At 36.9% G+C, this 18,290-nt stretch carries 11 protein-coding genes; 7 read left to right on the forward strand and 4 right to left on the reverse strand.

The genetic code is table 11. The features are described 5' to 3' along the window. Nucleotides 1-190: 190 nt before the first annotated feature. From F6K18_RS12295 to F6K18_RS12305, 3 genes are all read right to left on the reverse strand, one after another. Nucleotides 191-649, reverse strand: a complete 459-nt coding sequence (locus F6K18_RS12295) for an SRPBCC family protein (RefSeq protein WP_287521129.1) — start codon at nt 647-649, stop codon at nt 191-193. Nucleotides 650-2,437: 1,788 nt separating this feature from the next. After that, complete coding sequence (zds, locus tag F6K18_RS12300; RefSeq protein WP_287521130.1) at nt 2,438-3,898, reverse strand: 9,9'-di-cis-zeta-carotene desaturase; 1,461 nt, start codon at nt 3,896-3,898, stop codon at nt 2,438-2,440. Nucleotides 3,899-5,093: 1,195 nt separating this feature from the next. Then, a complete protein-coding gene (locus F6K18_RS12305; RefSeq protein ID WP_287521131.1) occupies nt 5,094-6,731 on the reverse strand; it encodes a DUF6930 domain-containing protein in 1,638 nt (545 codons plus the stop codon). 451 nt (nt 6,732-7,182) lie between these two features. Between F6K18_RS12305 and F6K18_RS12310 the strand changes: the two genes are divergently transcribed. The 3 genes from F6K18_RS12310 to F6K18_RS12320 all read left to right on the forward strand — a co-directional run bounded on the left by F6K18_RS12310 (nt 7,183) and on the right by F6K18_RS12320 (nt 9,371). Next, nucleotides 7,183-7,539 (forward strand): iron-sulfur cluster assembly accessory protein, encoded by a 357-nt coding sequence (locus F6K18_RS12310; RefSeq protein ID WP_124146486.1) that lies wholly within the window; start codon nt 7,183-7,185, stop codon nt 7,537-7,539. Nucleotides 7,540-7,751: 212 nt separating this feature from the next. Then, nucleotides 7,752-8,174, forward strand: coding sequence for a hypothetical protein (locus F6K18_RS12315; RefSeq protein ID WP_287521132.1), 423 nt, complete (start codon nt 7,752-7,754; stop codon nt 8,172-8,174). Between the two features lie 978 nt (nt 8,175-9,152). Further along, a complete protein-coding gene (locus F6K18_RS12320) occupies nt 9,153-9,371 on the forward strand; it encodes a hypothetical protein (RefSeq protein ID WP_124146484.1) in 219 nt (72 codons plus the stop codon). Nucleotides 9,372-9,619: 248 nt separating this feature from the next. Here the strand turns inward: F6K18_RS12320 and F6K18_RS12325 are convergent, their stop codons facing one another. After that, on the reverse strand, nt 9,620-10,543 hold the full coding sequence (locus F6K18_RS12325) for a TIGR01777 family oxidoreductase (protein ID WP_287521134.1): 924 nt from the start codon (nt 10,541-10,543) through the stop codon (nt 9,620-9,622). A 644-nt stretch (nt 10,544-11,187) separates the two neighbouring features. On the opposite strand from F6K18_RS12325, the gene F6K18_RS12330 reads away from it, so the two are divergent. The 4 genes from F6K18_RS12330 (at nt 11,188) to F6K18_RS12345 (ending at nt 16,807) form a co-directional block, all read left to right on the forward strand. Further along, on the forward strand, nt 11,188-12,810 hold the full coding sequence (locus F6K18_RS12330; RefSeq protein WP_287521136.1) for a DUF3352 domain-containing protein: 1,623 nt from the start codon (nt 11,188-11,190) through the stop codon (nt 12,808-12,810). 428 nt (nt 12,811-13,238) lie between these two features. After that, on the forward strand, nt 13,239-14,681 hold the full coding sequence (locus tag F6K18_RS12335) for an alanine/glycine:cation symporter family protein (protein WP_287521137.1): 1,443 nt from the start codon (nt 13,239-13,241) through the stop codon (nt 14,679-14,681). Nucleotides 14,682-15,334: 653 nt separating this feature from the next. Next, a complete protein-coding gene (locus F6K18_RS12340; protein WP_287521138.1) occupies nt 15,335-15,724 on the forward strand; it encodes a FeoA family protein in 390 nt (129 codons plus the stop codon). A 156-nt stretch (nt 15,725-15,880) separates the two neighbouring features. Further along, nucleotides 15,881-16,807 (forward strand): FeoA family protein, encoded by a 927-nt coding sequence (locus F6K18_RS12345; protein ID WP_287521139.1) that lies wholly within the window; start codon nt 15,881-15,883, stop codon nt 16,805-16,807. Nucleotides 16,808-18,290: the final 1,483 nt, after the last annotated feature.

Genomic DNA, 18,290 nt, shown 5'->3' on the forward strand with positions numbered 1-18,290 from the left:
TATCTTAACTACATTTGATTGAAGTAGCTAATTCTAGCCATAAATTACAATTTTTTTTCTTAAAATTGTTATATTTCATTGATTTAAAAGGTGGAAAACTCATCAGCTTGCCTTTTCATATCATGTGCATTGAATAAAATTTTAAACTACTTAAACTATTACCAATTACCCATAATTATAGTTAACTTTTTCAACTTTTTCCTTCTTCATTCTGCTTGACAGCAACAGCATAATCACGAAATCTTTCCATATCTGCCATCAAAGTAGATTCTACCATCCTACCTAAAAATAAATTATCCATAATTTTAATTAACCAGCCAGGAATTCCATAGGCTACAGTTAACCTAACAATACTACTACCATGACGGTCATAAAAACGGATTGCCCCTCGGTTTGGTAAACCATCCACAGATTCCCACTGAATAATTTGATGGGTAACTATTCTCTGAATTCGAGAAAGCCAGCTAAACTCAAAATTACCACTAGCTAATTTCCACTTGGATAAGTCTGGATTATCTTTAAGAACTTCAACAGATTCTATCCACTTCATCCATCGAGGCATTTGTTCTAAATCTGACCAAAGATTCCACACTAAATCAATTGGAGCAGCTACCTCTATCTGTACGCTATGTTCTAGCCAATCACTCATAATTTTTAGGGAGTAGGAAGTAGGGGGTAGTTAGGAAAAATGAAAATTATGAGCAATACGGTTCAGATCAGACCAAAACTCATAAGGTATGAAAACATTATACAAGCTTTTCAGATTACAAGACTGCACAAAAAAATCCTTATCGCAAAATTTCACTACTCAATCTTCTCTGGCTGAGTGCTTAAGAAAATGAAATTATTATTGCTCTATACGCAATAGTAGAAAAATTTCACTATCTATCTCTCCTAGTCTGGTGCTTAAGAAAATGATTTGATTATTGCTCTATACGCAATAGTAGAAAAATTCCCACTACTCATCCCCTCGTCTTGGAGCTTCAGGAAATGAAATTATTATTGCTCTATACGCAATAGAAGAGAAATTTGACTATCCATCTCTCCTAGTTGGGTGCTTCAGGAAATGAATTAATTATTGCCCTATACGCAATAGAAGAAAAAATTCCTCCCACTACCCATCACATCTTGCATGAGCTTCAGAAAATGAATTAATTATTGCTTTATACGCAATAGAAGAGAAATTTGACTATCCATCTCTCCTAGCGGGGTGCTTCAGGAAATGAATTAATTATTGCCCTATACGCAATAGAAGAAAAAATTTCTCCCACTACCCATCACATCTTGCATGAGCTTCAGAAAATGAATTAATTATTGCTCTCTACACAATAGTTGGAAAATTTTACTACTCATCTCCTCTGGTCTGGGTGCTTCAGGAAATGAATTAATTATTGCCCTATACGCAATAGTAGAAAAAATTCCTCCCACTACCCATCACATCTTGCATGAGCTTCAGCAAATGAAATTATTATTGCTCTCTACGCAATAGAAGAGAAATTTGACTACTCATCCCCTCTGGTCTGGGTGCTTCAGCAAATGAAATTATTATTGCTCTCTACGCAATAGAAGAGAAATTTGACTACTCATCTCCTCTGGTCTGGGTGCTTCATAGAATGAAATTATTATTGCTCTGTACACAATAGTTGGAAAATTTTACTACTCATCTCCTCTGGTATGGTGCTTCAGAAAATGAAATTATTATTGCTCTGTACACAATAGTTGGAAAATTTTACTACTCATCCCCTCTGGTATGGTGCTTCAGAAAATGAAATTATTATTGCTCTCTACACAATAGTTGGAAAATTTTACTACTCATCCCCTCTGGCATGGTGCTTCAGAAAATGAAATTATTATTGCTCTCTACACAATAGTTGGAAAATTTTACTACTCATCCCCTCTGGCATGGTGCTTCATAGAATGAATTGATGATTGCGACCTACGCAATAGAAAAATTTCACTATTCATCTCCCTTGCTAGAGTTCTTCAGAAAATAATTTTATTATTGCGACCTACGCAATAGTAGAAAAATTTCACCATCCATCTCTCGTAGCGGGGTGCTAAACCGCAGTGGGAGCATCTTGCTCCCGTGCTAGTTATTCCTTGTTTTCCCTATTTCCTACTGCCTAATTCTATCCATTACCCAAAGTCATATTTCAATTCCTAGTTCCAAATTATATGCAAGTTTAACTTGTTACCGAATCTCTTTTACCTGTAGTCTATTGCCACTAGTAACATCTGCACATCGATCCGAGTTATCTGCACTGCAAATAATTACCTTTTGTAGATTTCCTTGAGCTAAAGTTCGATCCATATGAGCAACTTCAAAACAAAGAATAAATAGAAAAACTGCGATACAGGTTAACACGATAAATTGGGCTTGACGAATAAACATTTGCTCTCGTTGTTATTTATTGAATAATTTTACTTACTAAAACAATTAGCAAATATCTTTACTTAAAATACTTTCAACATTCGCCAAAATTTTCTGAGCAGCTTGCTTTCCAGAAATAGTTGCTCCTTCCATACTGTCAATATAATCCTGTTGGGTATAACTACCTGCCAGAAAAAAGTTAGGCACTGGTGTTTGCTGGTTAGGGCGATATAAATCCATACCAGGTGCTTCCCGATACAAAGACTGAGCTAATTTCACCACACTATACCAAGTCATATTTAATTCCCGCGAAGAAGGAAATAATTCATGGACTTGCTTTAACACATGGTGAGCGATCGCCTCATTATTCTCTTTAATAAAAGGGTCTCCCGGTGTTAACACCAACTGTAATAAAGAACCTTGTCCTTCTCGATAATAATCTCCTGGACTTGTTAATGCTAAATCCGCAAAACAGGAAAAGTCCGCATCTGGAGTATAAAGTAAATTATCAAGACCAGCAGCACGCTCTAATTGCTGACGTTGGTTTTTATCGTGTAACTCTGTCACCCAACCATCAAACCTGAGCTGTACCGTTGCTACTGGTACTGCATCTAATTTATAGATTTTGTCAAACTCTGGCCATTTGCGCCAAGCTTCAGGCAAAATACGCTGAATACCCGGTACATCACAGGCAAACACATAAGCATCAGCAGCAATAGTTTCTTCAGTATCCCCACTAGCGACAACTATCCCACTGACACGAGTTTCCCCATCATTCTCCGTAAACTGAATTTCTCTGACTCGTCTCCTGGTATAAATTTTTGTCCCCCTGGCCTCCAAATATTCAACAATTGGTTTGTGGAGATATTCATAAGGAGACCCTTCCAACATCCGCAACACAGACGCTTCAGTTTTTGCAGCAAATAATTGGAATATTGTCAACATACATCGAGCAGAAATATTATCCGCATCAATAAACCCCAGAGCATAAGCAATAGGGTTCCACATTCTTTTGATGCTTCCATCAGAGCCACCTTGGCCACGAAACCAATCTCCAAAACTAACTTGATCCAAATCGCGAATAGTTTTCATCGCCCCATCAAAATCTACCAACCCTCTAACTATGGGACTTGTACCTAGAGCGATCGCATTTTGTAACTTATCTTGCACAGATAACTGAGATGTGGTAAAGAAAGCTTTTAATCCATTAAAGGGCGCTCCAGTCAAAAAGCGAAAATCTAGCGAACCTGTTTTACCCCCCTTATTGATAAAATTGTGAGTATGTTCTTTGAGGCGGAGATTCTCAAAAGCTCCTACTTTTTTCATTAATTCAAACAGTTGGTAGTAACAACCAAAGAAAACGTGCAAACCCATTTCTACATGATTTCCATCTGCATCTACCCAACTACCAACTTTTCCCCCAATAAACGGGCGAGATTCAAATATTTCTACTTGATGTCCAGCATCGGCCAACTCTACGGCTGTGGCCATACCTGCTAATCCTGCACCTGCGATCGCGACTCGCATTATTTACTTCCTTACTCATTTTTTTTACAATTCTTAATAATTCTACCCCCAAATTTTAAATTTTGACTTAACTAGGGTTTGCTAAATAAGTCTTATGGGTGAGGGTAGGAGTCAGGAGTCAGGAGTCAGGAGTCAGGAGTCAGGATAAATGCGAATTACAGGGGGTGTAGTTGCCAGAATTATCCCTTAATTTTTCTAGCCAACTCTTGCACAAAATGTTAATATGCGTGAGCTTTCTTGACCGAAAAGCTGGCACTTTTTTTCAAAATAATAAGGCTGAAACCTTTATACGCCAACCTTTTGATAGTTAATCAGCACAGCAATAACTAGCTATCAGCTATCAGCCTAAAACCCACATTCCGCACTTCAATTTATAACATCAAAAGTAGTACATGAATCCGTAGCTTGGTAGGTATTGATACTATGCAAATCATCTCAATTACTTTTTTAGTCGATCAAATTCCGAGTAAATAATTATTGCTCTGCTGATTAAATCTAAAAGTCTTTACAGATAAAGGTAAGTGCCTTTTTAAGTATCAAAAAGTGCGAAGTTTTAGGTGGTAATGGTTCAAAAAATTAGGATTTTGCTCAAGAGTTTGGCAGAAAAATCTAGGGACTATTCTTCCTACTATCTCCTGTATAATTCCCCTAACTCCTGTCTCCTGTCTCCTGTCTCCTGTCTCCTACCCCAGCAAAAAGACTTTCCATAAGCAAACCCTAATTATTGCTCTGCTAATTAAATCTAAAAGCATTGACATATAAAGACAAGTGCCTTTTTGAGGTCGAATTGCAGTGCATGGTTTTCAGCTCTTTATGCTCATGCATGGAGCGTATTTTAGGCGCATAGTTGGGCAGAAAAATCTTGGGACAAAACTTAGCTCCTACCTCCTCGCTCATTCCCATTTCTTCTGTCTCCTGTCTCCTGTCTCCTGTCTCCTACCCCAGCAAAAAGACTTTCCATAAGCAAACCCTAATTATTGCTCTGCTGATTAAATCTAAAAGCATTGACATATAAAGACAAGTGCCTTTTTGGGGTCGAATTGCAGTGCAAATTTTTTAGCTGTTTATGCTCATGGATGGCTCATATTTTAGGCTCATAGTTGGGCAGAAAAATCATTCTGACAATTCTTACTCCTACCTCCTACCTCCTGTCTCCTGTCTCCTGTCTCCTTACTCCTACCTCCTGTCTCCTCATTTAAAAAGATACTGGCATTAATTGTAATGGCCCTATCCCCAATTCTTTAGTTGAGAGAAAGCGCACCTCAAACAAAGCCATCATATCCTTAAAATCTGGTTGACCACGAGAAGCACCTGTAATACCCCTGGCAATAATTAAACCACACCAACCATCAGTAGCTTGGCAACGCTTGTCCCATTTTTGTTTAGCTTTCTTGTGTGCTGGGTCATTCTGCACAAATTCACCAAATAAATGAAGCACACCATCATAAGTTTTAAATATGCCCAAATCGTAGCTTGTTTCTTCCATGGGGTCTTCTCCTACATTAAATCCGATACCATGAAGTCCCTCAGCTGCTTGTAAATCATCTATCAATTTAGTTGCTTTTGGCAAAGAAGTTTGAATCAAAACTATTGGTAAACCTTCTCCTAATGATTTAATATCTATTTCTGCTGCCTGGTGTAGTTTAGTATTGTCTCGTAGATATGCCACTGTATCCCAAGGTACCATTCCTAAACTTAAGAAAGAATTGGCCGGGACCAAATCATTCTTCAGCATAGGCATTTCAATTTCTAATTCTTCATCTCCTTCAAGATCGGCCTCGGTAGCCATTTCATATAATTCTTCTGCCACTTCTGGCATAGTGGCCACCTTGACTGAGATTACTTGTTCAGATTCTGGTATCGGGATACGGTAGCGACTATTGATACTAGGAAACTTATTACCTGTCATCTTTTTGCGACAAGAGCGTAAAAAACGATGGAGTGCTTCTATCGCCACTAATGTGGTAACTGCTTCCTCTTCATATAGAACAGACCTTAGACCTTCTAGAGGATGTAAATTACCAAAATTGGCCTGAATTTCTGATGCAGATAAATTTTGGAGGTCAATATCCTCGCTCTCATCCCCTTCCTCGCCTTCTTCTTGAAGGTTGTCGTAAGTGACAAACAAACAATCTTGTCCCAAAAAAGCTTCCTCTAAATTTTCATAAGATTTTTCATAAGCTACTCGTTCCCGAAACCTTTTGAGAGAATCTAAAGAACGATAAAGTAAGATGCCATAGTCCATACCCAACTTACCTAAGACACAGACATATAGATTTTTGATATCCCATTGATTAAGTTCTATGGAAATGATTTGATGCTCTCCTAATATTTCCCATGGTGCATCGTCCCAAACTTGATATGCTTTTTCAACTAAAGCTTCCGCATAGTCAGGAGGTAAGTTAGGAGGACGATTTTCTGCTACTTCCTGTAGTCCTTGAAATATTTCATCAATTAGAGGTAAATCCGGGACATAATCAATGGTAATTCCTAGGTCTTGTAAAACTCCCCTCAGAAAAAATTGAATTTCTCGGTCTTTGACTACTATTTTTTGAGGTCTAATTGTTGGAGCTGGACTTTGAGGATTTTCCATTGCTCGCAGCAGTGTCCGAACAATTGCTTCTGGGCCAATGTCTGATGTCACCATGTCCATTGCTCGTACCATTCCATGAGAGCCATCGACCCAAATAATACATTCATTTGTTGTTTCTGACTCTAACTCTGGGTTAGAGCTTGAGTCTGAGTATATAGGGCGACGATCGCCTTCCCACACACTTGGAACTTGTTGTAATTTTTGTAACCTACGAATTGTTGAAGGATTAAGAGCTGCCATAGACTAAGCCTGTGAAAGTGAAGCAATCGGTAAATATTCTTTCTTTGTTGCATTAAGCCATATTCTTAATGTACTTTGATATACATTTTTCTCTATACAGCTTTGCTAATGTGACGGGAATTTTATTTTCTACTATCTTAATGACTGCTCGGATCAATTGAGCGATGAATCATAATTAACATAAAAATATATAGACTTACTATATAATTCTCTATCTATAATTTTAATAATTTTAACATTATTAACGACAGTCTTTAAGTTTTTGGTACCCATATATTAAGATATTAAACCACAATAAGGCCAGATTTAAAAAAATGATGATTTTTGACTGAGGATACTATTCAAAAAGTATAGTTACAATCTTTATCTAGAAATATAAATATGAAATAGAATATATAAATAGTAAGGAATTACTATTTTAGAGCAATAGTACAAGGAGCTAGAAATAAAAATGACACAAGCTACTCAGTCTCAGCAAAAAGGTATCATGATGAGCGAAGCTGCTTTAGCTCAGGTTAATTCTCTAAGAGAGAAAGAAGGGAAAGACCTGTGCCTCAGAGTAGGGGTGCGTCAAGGTGGATGTTCTGGAATGTCCTACATGATGGATTTTGCTGACCCTAATACTATTAGAGAAGATGATGAAGTTTATGATTATGATGGATTTAAGGTAGTTTGCGATCGCAAGAGTATTCTATATCTCTACGGTTTAGTACTCGACTATAGTAATGCTTTAATTGGGGGTGGGTTTCAATTTAGTAATCCTAATGCAACTCAAACCTGTGGCTGTGGTAGTTCCTTTTCTGCCTAAAATTAATCAAATCAAATCATATTTGTCAGAAGTTATCTAGGTCTAGTCTTTCCTAGAACTTCTGTAAATGCAACTGCTTAATAATGGGCAAATTGGAGAGTAGGGGTACAGTATTAATTGTGCCCCTATCTATGTAAATTGAGTATATTAATGTACAATCTTAAACTTACTTATTATCATTAATTTTTTTTAAGTAGAAAATATCGAATATTATGACTCAGACACCTGAAGAATTATATCAAGAAGGATTAGAAAGATATAAAGCTGGAGAAGAACCAAAAACTTTAATTCCAGTATTTAAAGATATTACAAATCGTTCTCCTAAAAGTAGTAGTAGTTGGATAAGTTTATCATGGTTATATCTATTAGAGAAAAAACCTAAATCAGCTTACAAAGCAGCGAAGACAGGAGTTAAACTTAATCCAGACGATCCACAAGGGAGAATTAATTTAGCTTTAGCAATGCTAGAAATGGGAGAAAAGGGTGTAAGAACTCATGTAGAAAGGGCACAACAAATGATTATGGCTGACTCAGATTGGCTTGAGGAAATTAAAAGTAACATTCAGGATGGTTTTGAGAGAAGAGCTGATTGGCCTAGTTTAAGTCGAGTTAAGAGTTGGTTATTCGATATTTAAGTGAAATATCCCACCATACTTCTTTGAGGGTGGAGCTTCTTACCCTCAAGAACTAACGCTCTTGATACACAGCATTTGAACTGTCTGGTTAGGCGTAGATTCGGACACTTCCTACCCTATATATTCATCAGAAAATTGCCACAAATTATGACAGGTGTTAATATCTCTGTCATGAGCCACATGAAACTCTTCAAATATAAACTATACAGTATAAAAAAGCAGTGTTATAGCATCCATAAACCACTAAAGGATGATAATAAATAGTTTTGAGTTGAGCTGATAACTTTATAGATGAAGCAAAACATTAAAAGCTATTTTTCAAAGATATAGAACTCGCATAAATTCTCAACATTAAATCTTTTTTTCCTTTTCCTAGTTAAACTACTCTTCACTTATTCAAGAAGTTAAAATATATATGTTAAAAAAACTTAATAATTCATATAAAAACTTTATGAGATATCCAAGAAAATCATGTTATGATGTTTAGAACTTTAAGAGATTACTTAATCGCTGTAAATTGAGAACATCCCACATAGAGCATCTAGCTCTACAAACTACCTCTAAATCATCTAGCGAAAACTTGAAGAATGCTAATATTGGCATTACATAAAATTCAAGTTAAAGGTTGACTTCCTAAAGATATTTACTCAAATAATATCATCAAGTTGTCTGCATGAATGAGGATAATGGGAAATTATCTGTACAATCCTAAAACACAGATAAAATGTCTGAATTAATAGCCTATTATGACCTACAGAAATTGCTGAAAGTCAAACAATAACATACACTAAGCAAAAAAAAATGAATAGGTAGTTAAAGCACAAATAAATTCAGAAAAAGATTTTTAGAGTGTGAGGCTGTGCCTAATATACATAAGCAAGTCTGGGAAAATTTAACAACTTGTTTAGTCTTTAGTAAAAATCTCTATATCAGAGAGCCAGACCTAATTTTTAGATAATACAAAGGAGTTGAAATACAATGACAATTAATAACAACAATAAAGAAGTTAGTTTAAAGCCAGAAACTCGTAATCACAAAGGATTTTTTATACAGCAAGGAGATTATAAACTAATGAGCATAGATGAGTCTGGCTGGGCTTTAATTTGTCTAGATGACGCAGTATGTCATTATGTAGATCCAGATAACTTGGAACAAATTAAAGAATTAGTCAAAGAATCCGCAACTGCTCAGAAATAAAAATTTTAACTACCTATAGATTTAAAAATTATTTGATAGAGCTGCCTTAAACTTAAAGGCAGCTTAATTTTTTTTTAACTCCCATGGCGGAAAGTCCCGCGCTTTCCTGTAAGGGAGACTCAGGATGATAGCCATCCATATTACAATAGAAAACAAACAGGGGGAGGGCATCACCTCTGTATAAACCGCAACTCTTTTTTGAGTTGAAGAATCCCGTGGTGTCGCCTAAGCGTACCACCGGGAGTATCTCAAGGAGCTAAAATATTTTTCAGAGCCGACTTAACAGTTGAATATTGATACTCAAAGCCAGAAGCTTGAGTCTGTTTTGGTAAGACTTTTTGACCTTCCAATACCACCACTGCACCATCTCCTAATAACAATTCAATGGCAAAATCAGGTACAGGTAACCAAGAAGGTCGATTTAAAACTAATCCTAAATCTTGACAAAATTCTCCCATTCGTACAGGATTAGGAGAAGTAGCATTGAACTTACCTTCTATTTCCGGGTGGCGCAGAGAATGTAAAATCAAACCAACCAAATCATCAATATGTACCCAAGAAAACCATTGCTTACCACTACCAATAGGCCCACCAGCAAATAACTTAAACGGAGTTAGCATTTTTGAGACAGTACCCCCCATACCAAGTACAATACCAATCCGCAAAATAACCAACCTCACCCCCAAATCTTTTACAGGTTCAGCTGCAGTTTCCCAAGCTCGACAAACCTCAGCCAGAAAATCATTTCCACTATTGCTATGTTCATCAAAAGTTACGGTTTCACTCGTACCATAATAGCCAATAGCCGACCCACTGACCAATACCGATGGTTTAGAATTAGCCTGAGCGATCGCCTCCACCAATTTTTCCGTAGTTACCTTGCGACTGTCCATAATTTCTTGCTTCCGACTAGCATTCCAACGCTCATCAGCAATACCAGCTCCTGCCAGATTAACCACACCATCGCAGCCATCTATAAACTTTTGCCAAGCACCAGACTGTTTTGGTTGGTAGGCAACTATCTCTAAATTAGGGTAAGCTGAGTCAGGAAAAATTCGTTTAGCTTTTTCCGGGTTGCGGGTCAAAACTAATATTTGTTCCCCTTCCGAATGTAAACGCTCTACCAAGCGACTGCCAACAAAACCTGTTGCTCCTGTAATAGCTACTTTCATTACTAAAAAATTTGCCCACAAATACTTAATTTATCCTTGTAAGACATCATATAAGCTGTTTTGCATTTAAACCATATACCCAATTTTTGTCAAAGGGAATATTGAATAGGGAATAGGGAACAGGGAACAGGGAATATAGAATCTAAATACACATCTCCAATAATAAAAAATAACATCAATTATCCCACATAAATCATCAATTCTTTCTCCCTAATTCTTGCCCTCTACTCCCTACTCCCTCTTTTCTCGAGATGTCTAATGATTCTTAGCTTAGTAGGTTGGGTCAAGTACCAGCGTTAGCGCAGCTTATCCACAGGATAAACCCAACCCAAATAATGTTGGGTTTCAATTCTTCAACCCAACCTACTAGACTGATACTAAAAAACTTTACCCACAATATAGTAGCTTGGGTCAAGCACCAGGGAAACCCAATCAAAACCTATAAATTAAATAATGTTGAGTTTTATTTTTCAAGCCAACCCAACCAACCGACCCTACCTAGTCTGCAAAATTAATTTAATATTTGTTACAGGTAGAAAACAGGAAAGAGAAAATATAAACGGATAGTGGATGTTAAAGAGAATTTTGTCTACCTACTTCTACTTATACTTACCTAGTAGATATTAAATTATAAAAAAAATTCTATGAAAAAATCACACTTTCTAATTGCTGGTGCAACCATCATTACAGCAGTCAGTATTGCTACCTATCTTTACTTGAGAAATGTGGCCGCGAAAGTCTCCAACCCTCTGAACAGCGCCCAAATAGTACCTGAGTCGGCAATTATGGCCAGTTTTATTCATCCTAATCAACAAGCTTTGAATAAATTACAACAATTTGGTACTCCCGAAACCAGAAAATTAATTAGCCAGAGTTATGCAGAATTTCAGCAGGAAAATTTAGCAGAAGCTAATATTGATTGGGAAAAAGACATTCAACCTTGGTTGGGAGGAATAATGTTTGCTTTTGTTCCCGCTGAGTCAGGGGAAGATACCGATCCGGTGAATATTTTGATGTTGGTGGGAATTAAAAATAAGTTGGAGGTTTGGAAATTTGCCAATAAATTAAAAGGAGATGAGGAAAATCAAGTTATAGAGAGGAAATATCAGGGGGTGACTATTCGAGAAGTTACTGATGAGAGGGGGAAAACTTTTAATTTGGCAATTTTGGGAGATTATTTAGCGATCGCGACCGTTGCAGCAGCAGTGGAAGATACTATTGATACGTTTCAGGGTCAAGCTTCTTTGGCAATGCAAGAGAATGCTGCTGAAAGTTTACAGCAGAGTGCAGGAGTGGAGAATGCCCTCGCTACTATTTTTATTCCTAATTATAGTCAGTTGATGACGGCATTTACTGATGACTTGCCGGAGAATGAACAGTTGTCTACTGCAAGTTTAGTGCAGTTGGAAAAAATAAATTCTGTGGTGATGGGAATAGGGGTGGATGATGCTGGTTTGCGCTTGCGGACAGTGACTAAGTTGAATTCTCCCTTGCCTCCAGAGCAGACTGAAACAGCATCGGGTGAGGTTTTGCAACGGTTTCCAGCGGAGACGATGATGTCGGTCAGTGGGAAGAATATTAGTTTAGCTTGGTCGCAGTTTGTGGCGCAAGCGCAGGGTAGTGAAGATTTGCAGGATCTGTTGGAGATGGTGAGGAAGACGTTTCAAGATTTAGATTTGGATGTAGATCGAGAAGTGTTTGGTTGGATGGATGGGGAGTTTGCTATAGGTTTAATTGGGTCAAATGAAGGAATATTGGTACAGACTGGCGTTGGTGGAGCGATGATTTTGGAGACTAGCGATCGCTTTGCAGCTAATGGGATGTTGAGAAAGTTAAATAGAGTAGCGATGGAAAAACCTGGTGTGTCGTTGAAGGAAAAACAGGTGGGAGAGATATCGGTGACGGAGTGGCAGATGGTTGGTATTGGTAGTTTTTTGGGGTATGGGTGGTTGGATGATGATTCTTTGTTTGTGGCACTTGGTGAACCGTTGATAGAGGTGATGATGACTATGCCAGATCGTGGTTTAATTGGGAGTGATGATTTTGAGGAAGTCGTGGGGTCTTTACCAACATCGAATCAGGGGTATTTTTATTGGAATATGGAACAGATGATGGTTTGGGCAAATCGTTATCCGTTTGTGAATCTGATGATGCCACGGGATGTGAAGGTTGTTTTGAGTTCAATTCGTGGTATTGGGGTGACGGCGAGTTGGTCGGATGAGTTGACGAATGAGATGGAAATTTTGTGGGTGTTGCAGAAAAAGTAGTCAGTTTGTAGTTTGTCGGGTGCTGAAGCGCGATAGCGTAACGCACCCAAATTATCAAAAGTGATTAAGTGAGTAAAACCTTAAAAGTAGATTTTTTCTAACAGAAAAATCGGACTTCAAGCCTGATTTTAATTCAGGTAATGATTCTTTTTGTATAGATTTGCCAACTTTGTAGATAGTAGTAATTTATAAATTTTATACTGTTCATCCATATCATCTATTTATGGATATGGCAATAAAATTTGGAATTGGCAAAACTAGATTTCAATTTACCTTAATTATCGGCTGAAAACGATTGAAAACTATTTGTTTTTTACAGTTAAATTTGACAAAAGCAACTATTATTTCGTCGTTAAAATAAATATAATTAAAAAAATATACTACTTGGTATAATATGGTATTAAATATTATTAGGAACTACTAACCAAATGTTAGATTGGATTTCTGTTACTTTTTCTCAAATATTAAAAAATATAGATGCTATCATTTTTTATCGTATTGGTGGCGACCAAGGAATACCACTGATTGTACTGTGGCTAATTTGTGGCAGTCTCTTTTTTACTCTCCGAATGCAATTTATTAATATTCGAGCTTTTAAACACGCAATAGATGTTATTTGGGGAAAATACGATGACCCTAATGATGAGGGTGAAGTCTCTCATTTTCAAGCTATGGCAACTGCTTTATCTGGAACTGTGGGGCTAGGAAATATTGCTGGAGTTGCTATTGCTATTAGTTTTGGAGGACCAGGGGCAGCTTTTTGGATGACGATCGCAGGGTTGTTAGGCATGAGTACAAAGTTTGTTGAATGTACTCTGGCACAAAAATATCGTGTAGTTAACCTAGATGGTACAAGCATTGGAGGGCCAATGTATTATATATCAATGGGTTTAGCTGACTTAGGACAAAAAAAATTAGGTCAATTTTTAGGTGGAATGTTTGCATTGTTCAATATCTTAGCTGTCTTGGGCAGTTCCAGCATATTTCAGTCTAACCAGTCTCAAGTAGTTGTTGCTAATGTGATACCTTTTTTTGCTCAACGAAGCTGGGTTTATGGATTAATTTTAGTATTAGTAGTGGGGTTAGTAATAGTAGGTGGTATTCAACGTATTGCTGGAGTAGCTGCTGCCATTGTACCGACAATGTGTGGCATCTACTTTCTGGCAGGTTCATGGGTAATTTTAGCTAATTTTACTGCTATTCCTCACGCATTTTCTACTATAATTCATAGCGCTTTTGCTCCCCAAGCTATGGCAGGGGGTTTTGTGGGAGCGCTAATACAAGGAGTTCGCCGTGCAGCTTTTTCTAATGAAGCAGGATTGGGTTTGGCAGCGATCGCTCATGCTACGGCAAAGACAGATGAACCTGTTCGAGAAGGTATTGTAGCAATGCTAGAACCATTTATTGATACTGTCATTATCTGTAATATGACCGCTTTAGTAGTTATTATTACTGGCGTTTACAATAATCCTGAATTTGCAACTCTCAACGGTTCAGAACTAACTTTAGCCGCTTTTACTACTGTGATTGACTGGTTTCCTGCTATTTTGACAATTTGTATAATTTTGTTTGCTTTTTCTACGATGATTTCTAGTAGTTATTATGGTCAAGTTTGCTGGCAATATTTATTTGGAAACAAGGGTGTGATTATCTATAAAATCTTGTTTTTAGTAGGTATCTTTGTCGGTACGGTTACTAACCCAGAAGCAGTTATTGAGTTTAGTGATGCTATAAAAATAACTCTTGCTTTTCCGAGTTTGCTTGGTGCTTATTTCCTCTGTGGTAAGGTTGCCACAGATCAAGCAAGTTATATGAAGCGTTTACAAGCAGGAGAAATGTTCGATAAATCTCCTTCAAAAGTTATTGGGTGAGAATTTTGAGTATAGCAGAAGGAAGAATTCAATAATTAATAATTAATAATTAATAATTACCTCTCCCTAAAACGGATAGGATTGAATAAAAGGAAAAAAATTTATTCTCTTGGTCGATTGGATATGGTTAGGAAACCCATCCATCTCACCCTACGGGAAGCTGCGCTTTTTCCTACAGAATGCTGCGCAAACATTTTGCACTAGCAAAACGACCGCTTTTTCCCCTTGAAAGGGGAGGCTTGAAACCTGAATTATTTAATTCTTGAATTATTAATTTTTCGGTAAAGAAGGAAGAAGTAAAAATCTTACGTTGTCTCAGTTTTAAGCTTTTTATCTGTCCTAACCTTTCCTTCGACTGCTATAACAATAGTAAAAATATTGAAAATAAATAATTTAGGACTTACGCAGATACGCTATATATAGCGCTCACAACTATTGTCCAATAGTTATTATACTCTATACATACTGCCTTTGCGTAAGTCCTGTAATTAATACTTTCTTAATGGCAGGTAGATGAGAGAAATAATATAATTAATCGATCTTGATTTACTCTATTTCCAGTTTTGAATAATTTCAAATATTAAACTTGACAAACAACTCTGCTATCGCTACTATACTAAATGAAAATATATGTCAACTATTTACATAAATTAATGGATAAAAAATATGAAGATAGGTCAAAACATAATGTAGAGAAAAAAGAGAAAGCATGGGAATTTACATTTCTGGGAGACAGCAACTATATTGAGTTGAAAAAGGAAAACAACTATCACACTCTTAAAAAAAATTATCAACAAGTAGTAGAAACTAACTTTCCACTCACACAAGCAAAACGAGGCGATCGCTTACGTATTGTTACTATCAATGCTATAGATGAAATGGCTCATCGCTTGAAAAAAATGGGGTTGGTAGTAGGAGTTGAGCTAGAAGTAATTAGTAGCAACGCCAGTGGTTCGGTAATTGTTGCAGTAGGAAATCACAATATTGGTTTGGGAATTAATCCTGCTAGCAATATTATTGTCTCTGCCAAAATTATTCATTAGCAATTAAGTAAAAGGTAGAGAGTAGAAGGGAAAACTTGGTCAAATAATAAGCGGATGACATGACTCGCTGTAAGTCTGAGATTATATGCAAAATACAAGAAAGTAATTATCACAATATCTACACAATATCTAAATAATACATCAGAGGTAATCAAAATGAATGTAGCTGATTTGAAAACAGGGCAAATGGCAATAGTTGATCGAGTATTAAATATTGGTCGCGATCGAGGAATTGTTGAGAGACTTGCAGCAATGGGAGTAGTTTCTGATAGACCAGTGCAAGTCTTGCGAGAGGGAAGTTTTAGCGGACCTTTGCACATTCGAGTCGGTTTAAGCACAGAAATAGCTATCCGGTCCCATGAAGCAGAAATGATCGTGATTAAAACAGATGGGGATGAGGAAACAAATTCATCAGTAGATTATGAGATGCTCCCCAAGTCTGTAATGAAGTTAACTAAAGAAGTTAAAGCTCTCTCATTACTGACATTAACTGCCATTGTTATAGTTGTTATGGCTGAAATTTATCAACTTCTGAATCATGGAAATATTGATGGAGGCGATCGAGAAAAAACTACTGCTAATATTGTTTCTAATTCTACTTCACAATTGACGGAAAATGAAAAATTAAAGACGGTAGATACAACTTTATCTGCACCAACAATAGCCGGAAATTCGGAGGCCGTAAATGATAAATCTGATGCCCTTGAAACTACAAATCAAGCAACTATTGAAAATACTATTAATCCCGTAGCAACAACAACTAATTCTGACATCGAAAACGTAGAATCAATAGGTAAAAGAATTACCGACAACAAAGAAATTGCTACATTACAACAAAAACTCTACACTAATATCGATAAAAACTGGAAAAAACCAGTTAAACAAACAACAATTTATCTAGTTAAGGTAGATAAAAATGGAGATATTATTTCTTACGAAGCTTTTAATCAAATAGCAAAAAACCATTTGAGCAGTACACCACTGCCGAATTTAGTTAAGCCTAATTCTACGAATAAAATAGAATGGACTGAGTTTGCTATTTTGCTCTATGCAGACGGTAGTCTAGAGATAGAACCAAAGTAAGTAGTTCATCAATTGATAATGGATAATTACAAGAAGGTTAAAACCGTTACGGAATTTAATATAAGGAAATCTGATTTCTTCTCTTGGTCGATTGGATATGGCGAGGAGACCCGAAGAGTGCAGACCCGCTCCGAAGATCGCCATCCCACCCTACGGGAAGCTCCGAAGATAGAACTCCGTTCCGCTGTCGCGAACGACCGCTGTCTTGGTTGATTGGATATGGCGAGGGGACCTCGCCATCCCTCAACCGCTTTTTTCTCCTTAAAAGGAGAGACTTTAAACCTTTGGGGATTAATTATCAATTATCCATTGTCAATTATCCATTGTAATACCGTTTCACTGAATTCAGATAGGGGAGCAGTCGGATTATCGACGTACAGAAGTCAGAAGTCAGAAGTTAGATTTAATCGACTAAAAACTTTGATAAGACAATAGTTTCGGGCAATTATTTTACATTTAAAGTTGGAAACTATTTGTGATATCCCTAAAGTGAATTTGTATAAGTATAATTAAGATCATTTCCGGATAATTAGTGATAAAAAAACTTCTCCTTTTCCTCCTCTTTATTCTTCTTTATTTGCTCCTGACTCCTGAGGACTCCGTCGTTTATTTATAACTGTTGAACTGGACATGATATAAATGTAAAATGTCATGGCGACTGGAACGGAGTGAAAGGTTTGCGGAGCATTGCGGAACGGAAAGCAATCTCAATTACTTCTGGAATTTCCAAATAGTTTCCATTTTACTAATTAGGGTTTGCTGATTAAATATAAAAGCATTGACATATAAAGACAAGTGCCTTTTTGGGAACGAAAAAAGTGCGCCTGTTTCAGCTCTTCACGCTCATGCATGGAGCGTATTTTAGGCGCATAGTTGTGCAGAAAAATCATTCTTACAAAACGCCCGCTCCTACTTCCTCGCTCCCGATCCATTTCTCCTGTCTCCAGTATAGCTGTCTTCCCCTCCTGGGAGGGGGAGGGGCGAGGGGTGGGTTGTCTCCTACCCCTACTAAAATACTTTTGAGCGCAAACCCTAATTATTTATGTCTATCTACTTAATACTAAATCCGAGCAATAGGATATTTATTAGGAGGATAAAGCAGAAAGGTTAGAAAGTATAACTCATATCAAATCCGGTAGAATTTGTGTAATTAGATTCATAGTTTGGAGACCCATCCCTAACCCCTCCCAGGAGGGGGAATGTGGGGATATTGATAAAGATTTGGCAATGGCGCTCAGATGGAACATTTTTTGATACCGAATTCAGTGGATTTGATCTCAAAAGTACTTTTTAATAATCGGATTGAGTATAATTTAAGTAATTTAACTTTTTTATAGCAGTTCTATTTGGGTTTAGAAAAAAATCTCTTATAGTAAATAAAAATCAATGAGAGTTTTATACTTTGCAGTCTATTTTTGGATTGTTAATCCTGCATAAATTTCTATATTTTCATTTGTGCAGCATTCTATAGAAAAGAAAAGCA

The sequence above is a fragment of the Okeania sp. SIO2C2 genome (assembly GCF_010692625.1).
In the GTDB taxonomy this organism is placed as follows: Bacteria; Cyanobacteriota; Cyanobacteriia; order Cyanobacteriales; family Microcoleaceae; genus Okeania; species Okeania hirsuta.

Bases quoted from the DNA above. Each gene is read 5' to 3' on its own strand.
- F6K18_RS12295 (WP_287521129.1), bottom strand. From the start codon at position 649: ATGAGTGATTGGCTAGAACATAGCGTACAGATAGAGGTAGCTGCTCCA.
- zds (WP_287521130.1), bottom strand. From the start codon at position 3,898: ATGCGAGTCGCGATCGCAGGTGCAGGATTAGCAGGTATGGCCACAGCC.
- F6K18_RS12305 (WP_287521131.1), bottom strand. From the start codon at position 6,731: ATGGCAGCTCTTAATCCTTCAACAATTCGTAGGTTACAAAAATTACAA.
- F6K18_RS12310 (WP_124146486.1), top strand. From the start codon at position 7,183: ATGACACAAGCTACTCAGTCTCAGCAAAAAGGTATCATGATGAGCGAA.
- F6K18_RS12315 (WP_287521132.1), top strand. From the start codon at position 7,752: ATGACTCAGACACCTGAAGAATTATATCAAGAAGGATTAGAAAGATAT.
- F6K18_RS12320 (WP_124146484.1), top strand. From the start codon at position 9,153: ATGACAATTAATAACAACAATAAAGAAGTTAGTTTAAAGCCAGAAACT.
- F6K18_RS12325 (WP_287521134.1), bottom strand. From the start codon at position 10,543: ATGAAAGTAGCTATTACAGGAGCAACAGGTTTTGTTGGCAGTCGCTTG.
- F6K18_RS12330 (WP_287521136.1), top strand. From the start codon at position 11,188: ATGAAAAAATCACACTTTCTAATTGCTGGTGCAACCATCATTACAGCA.
- F6K18_RS12335 (WP_287521137.1), top strand. From the start codon at position 13,239: ATGTTAGATTGGATTTCTGTTACTTTTTCTCAAATATTAAAAAATATA.
- F6K18_RS12340 (WP_287521138.1), top strand. From the start codon at position 15,335: ATGGATAAAAAATATGAAGATAGGTCAAAACATAATGTAGAGAAAAAA.
- F6K18_RS12345 (WP_287521139.1), top strand. From the start codon at position 15,881: ATGAATGTAGCTGATTTGAAAACAGGGCAAATGGCAATAGTTGATCGA.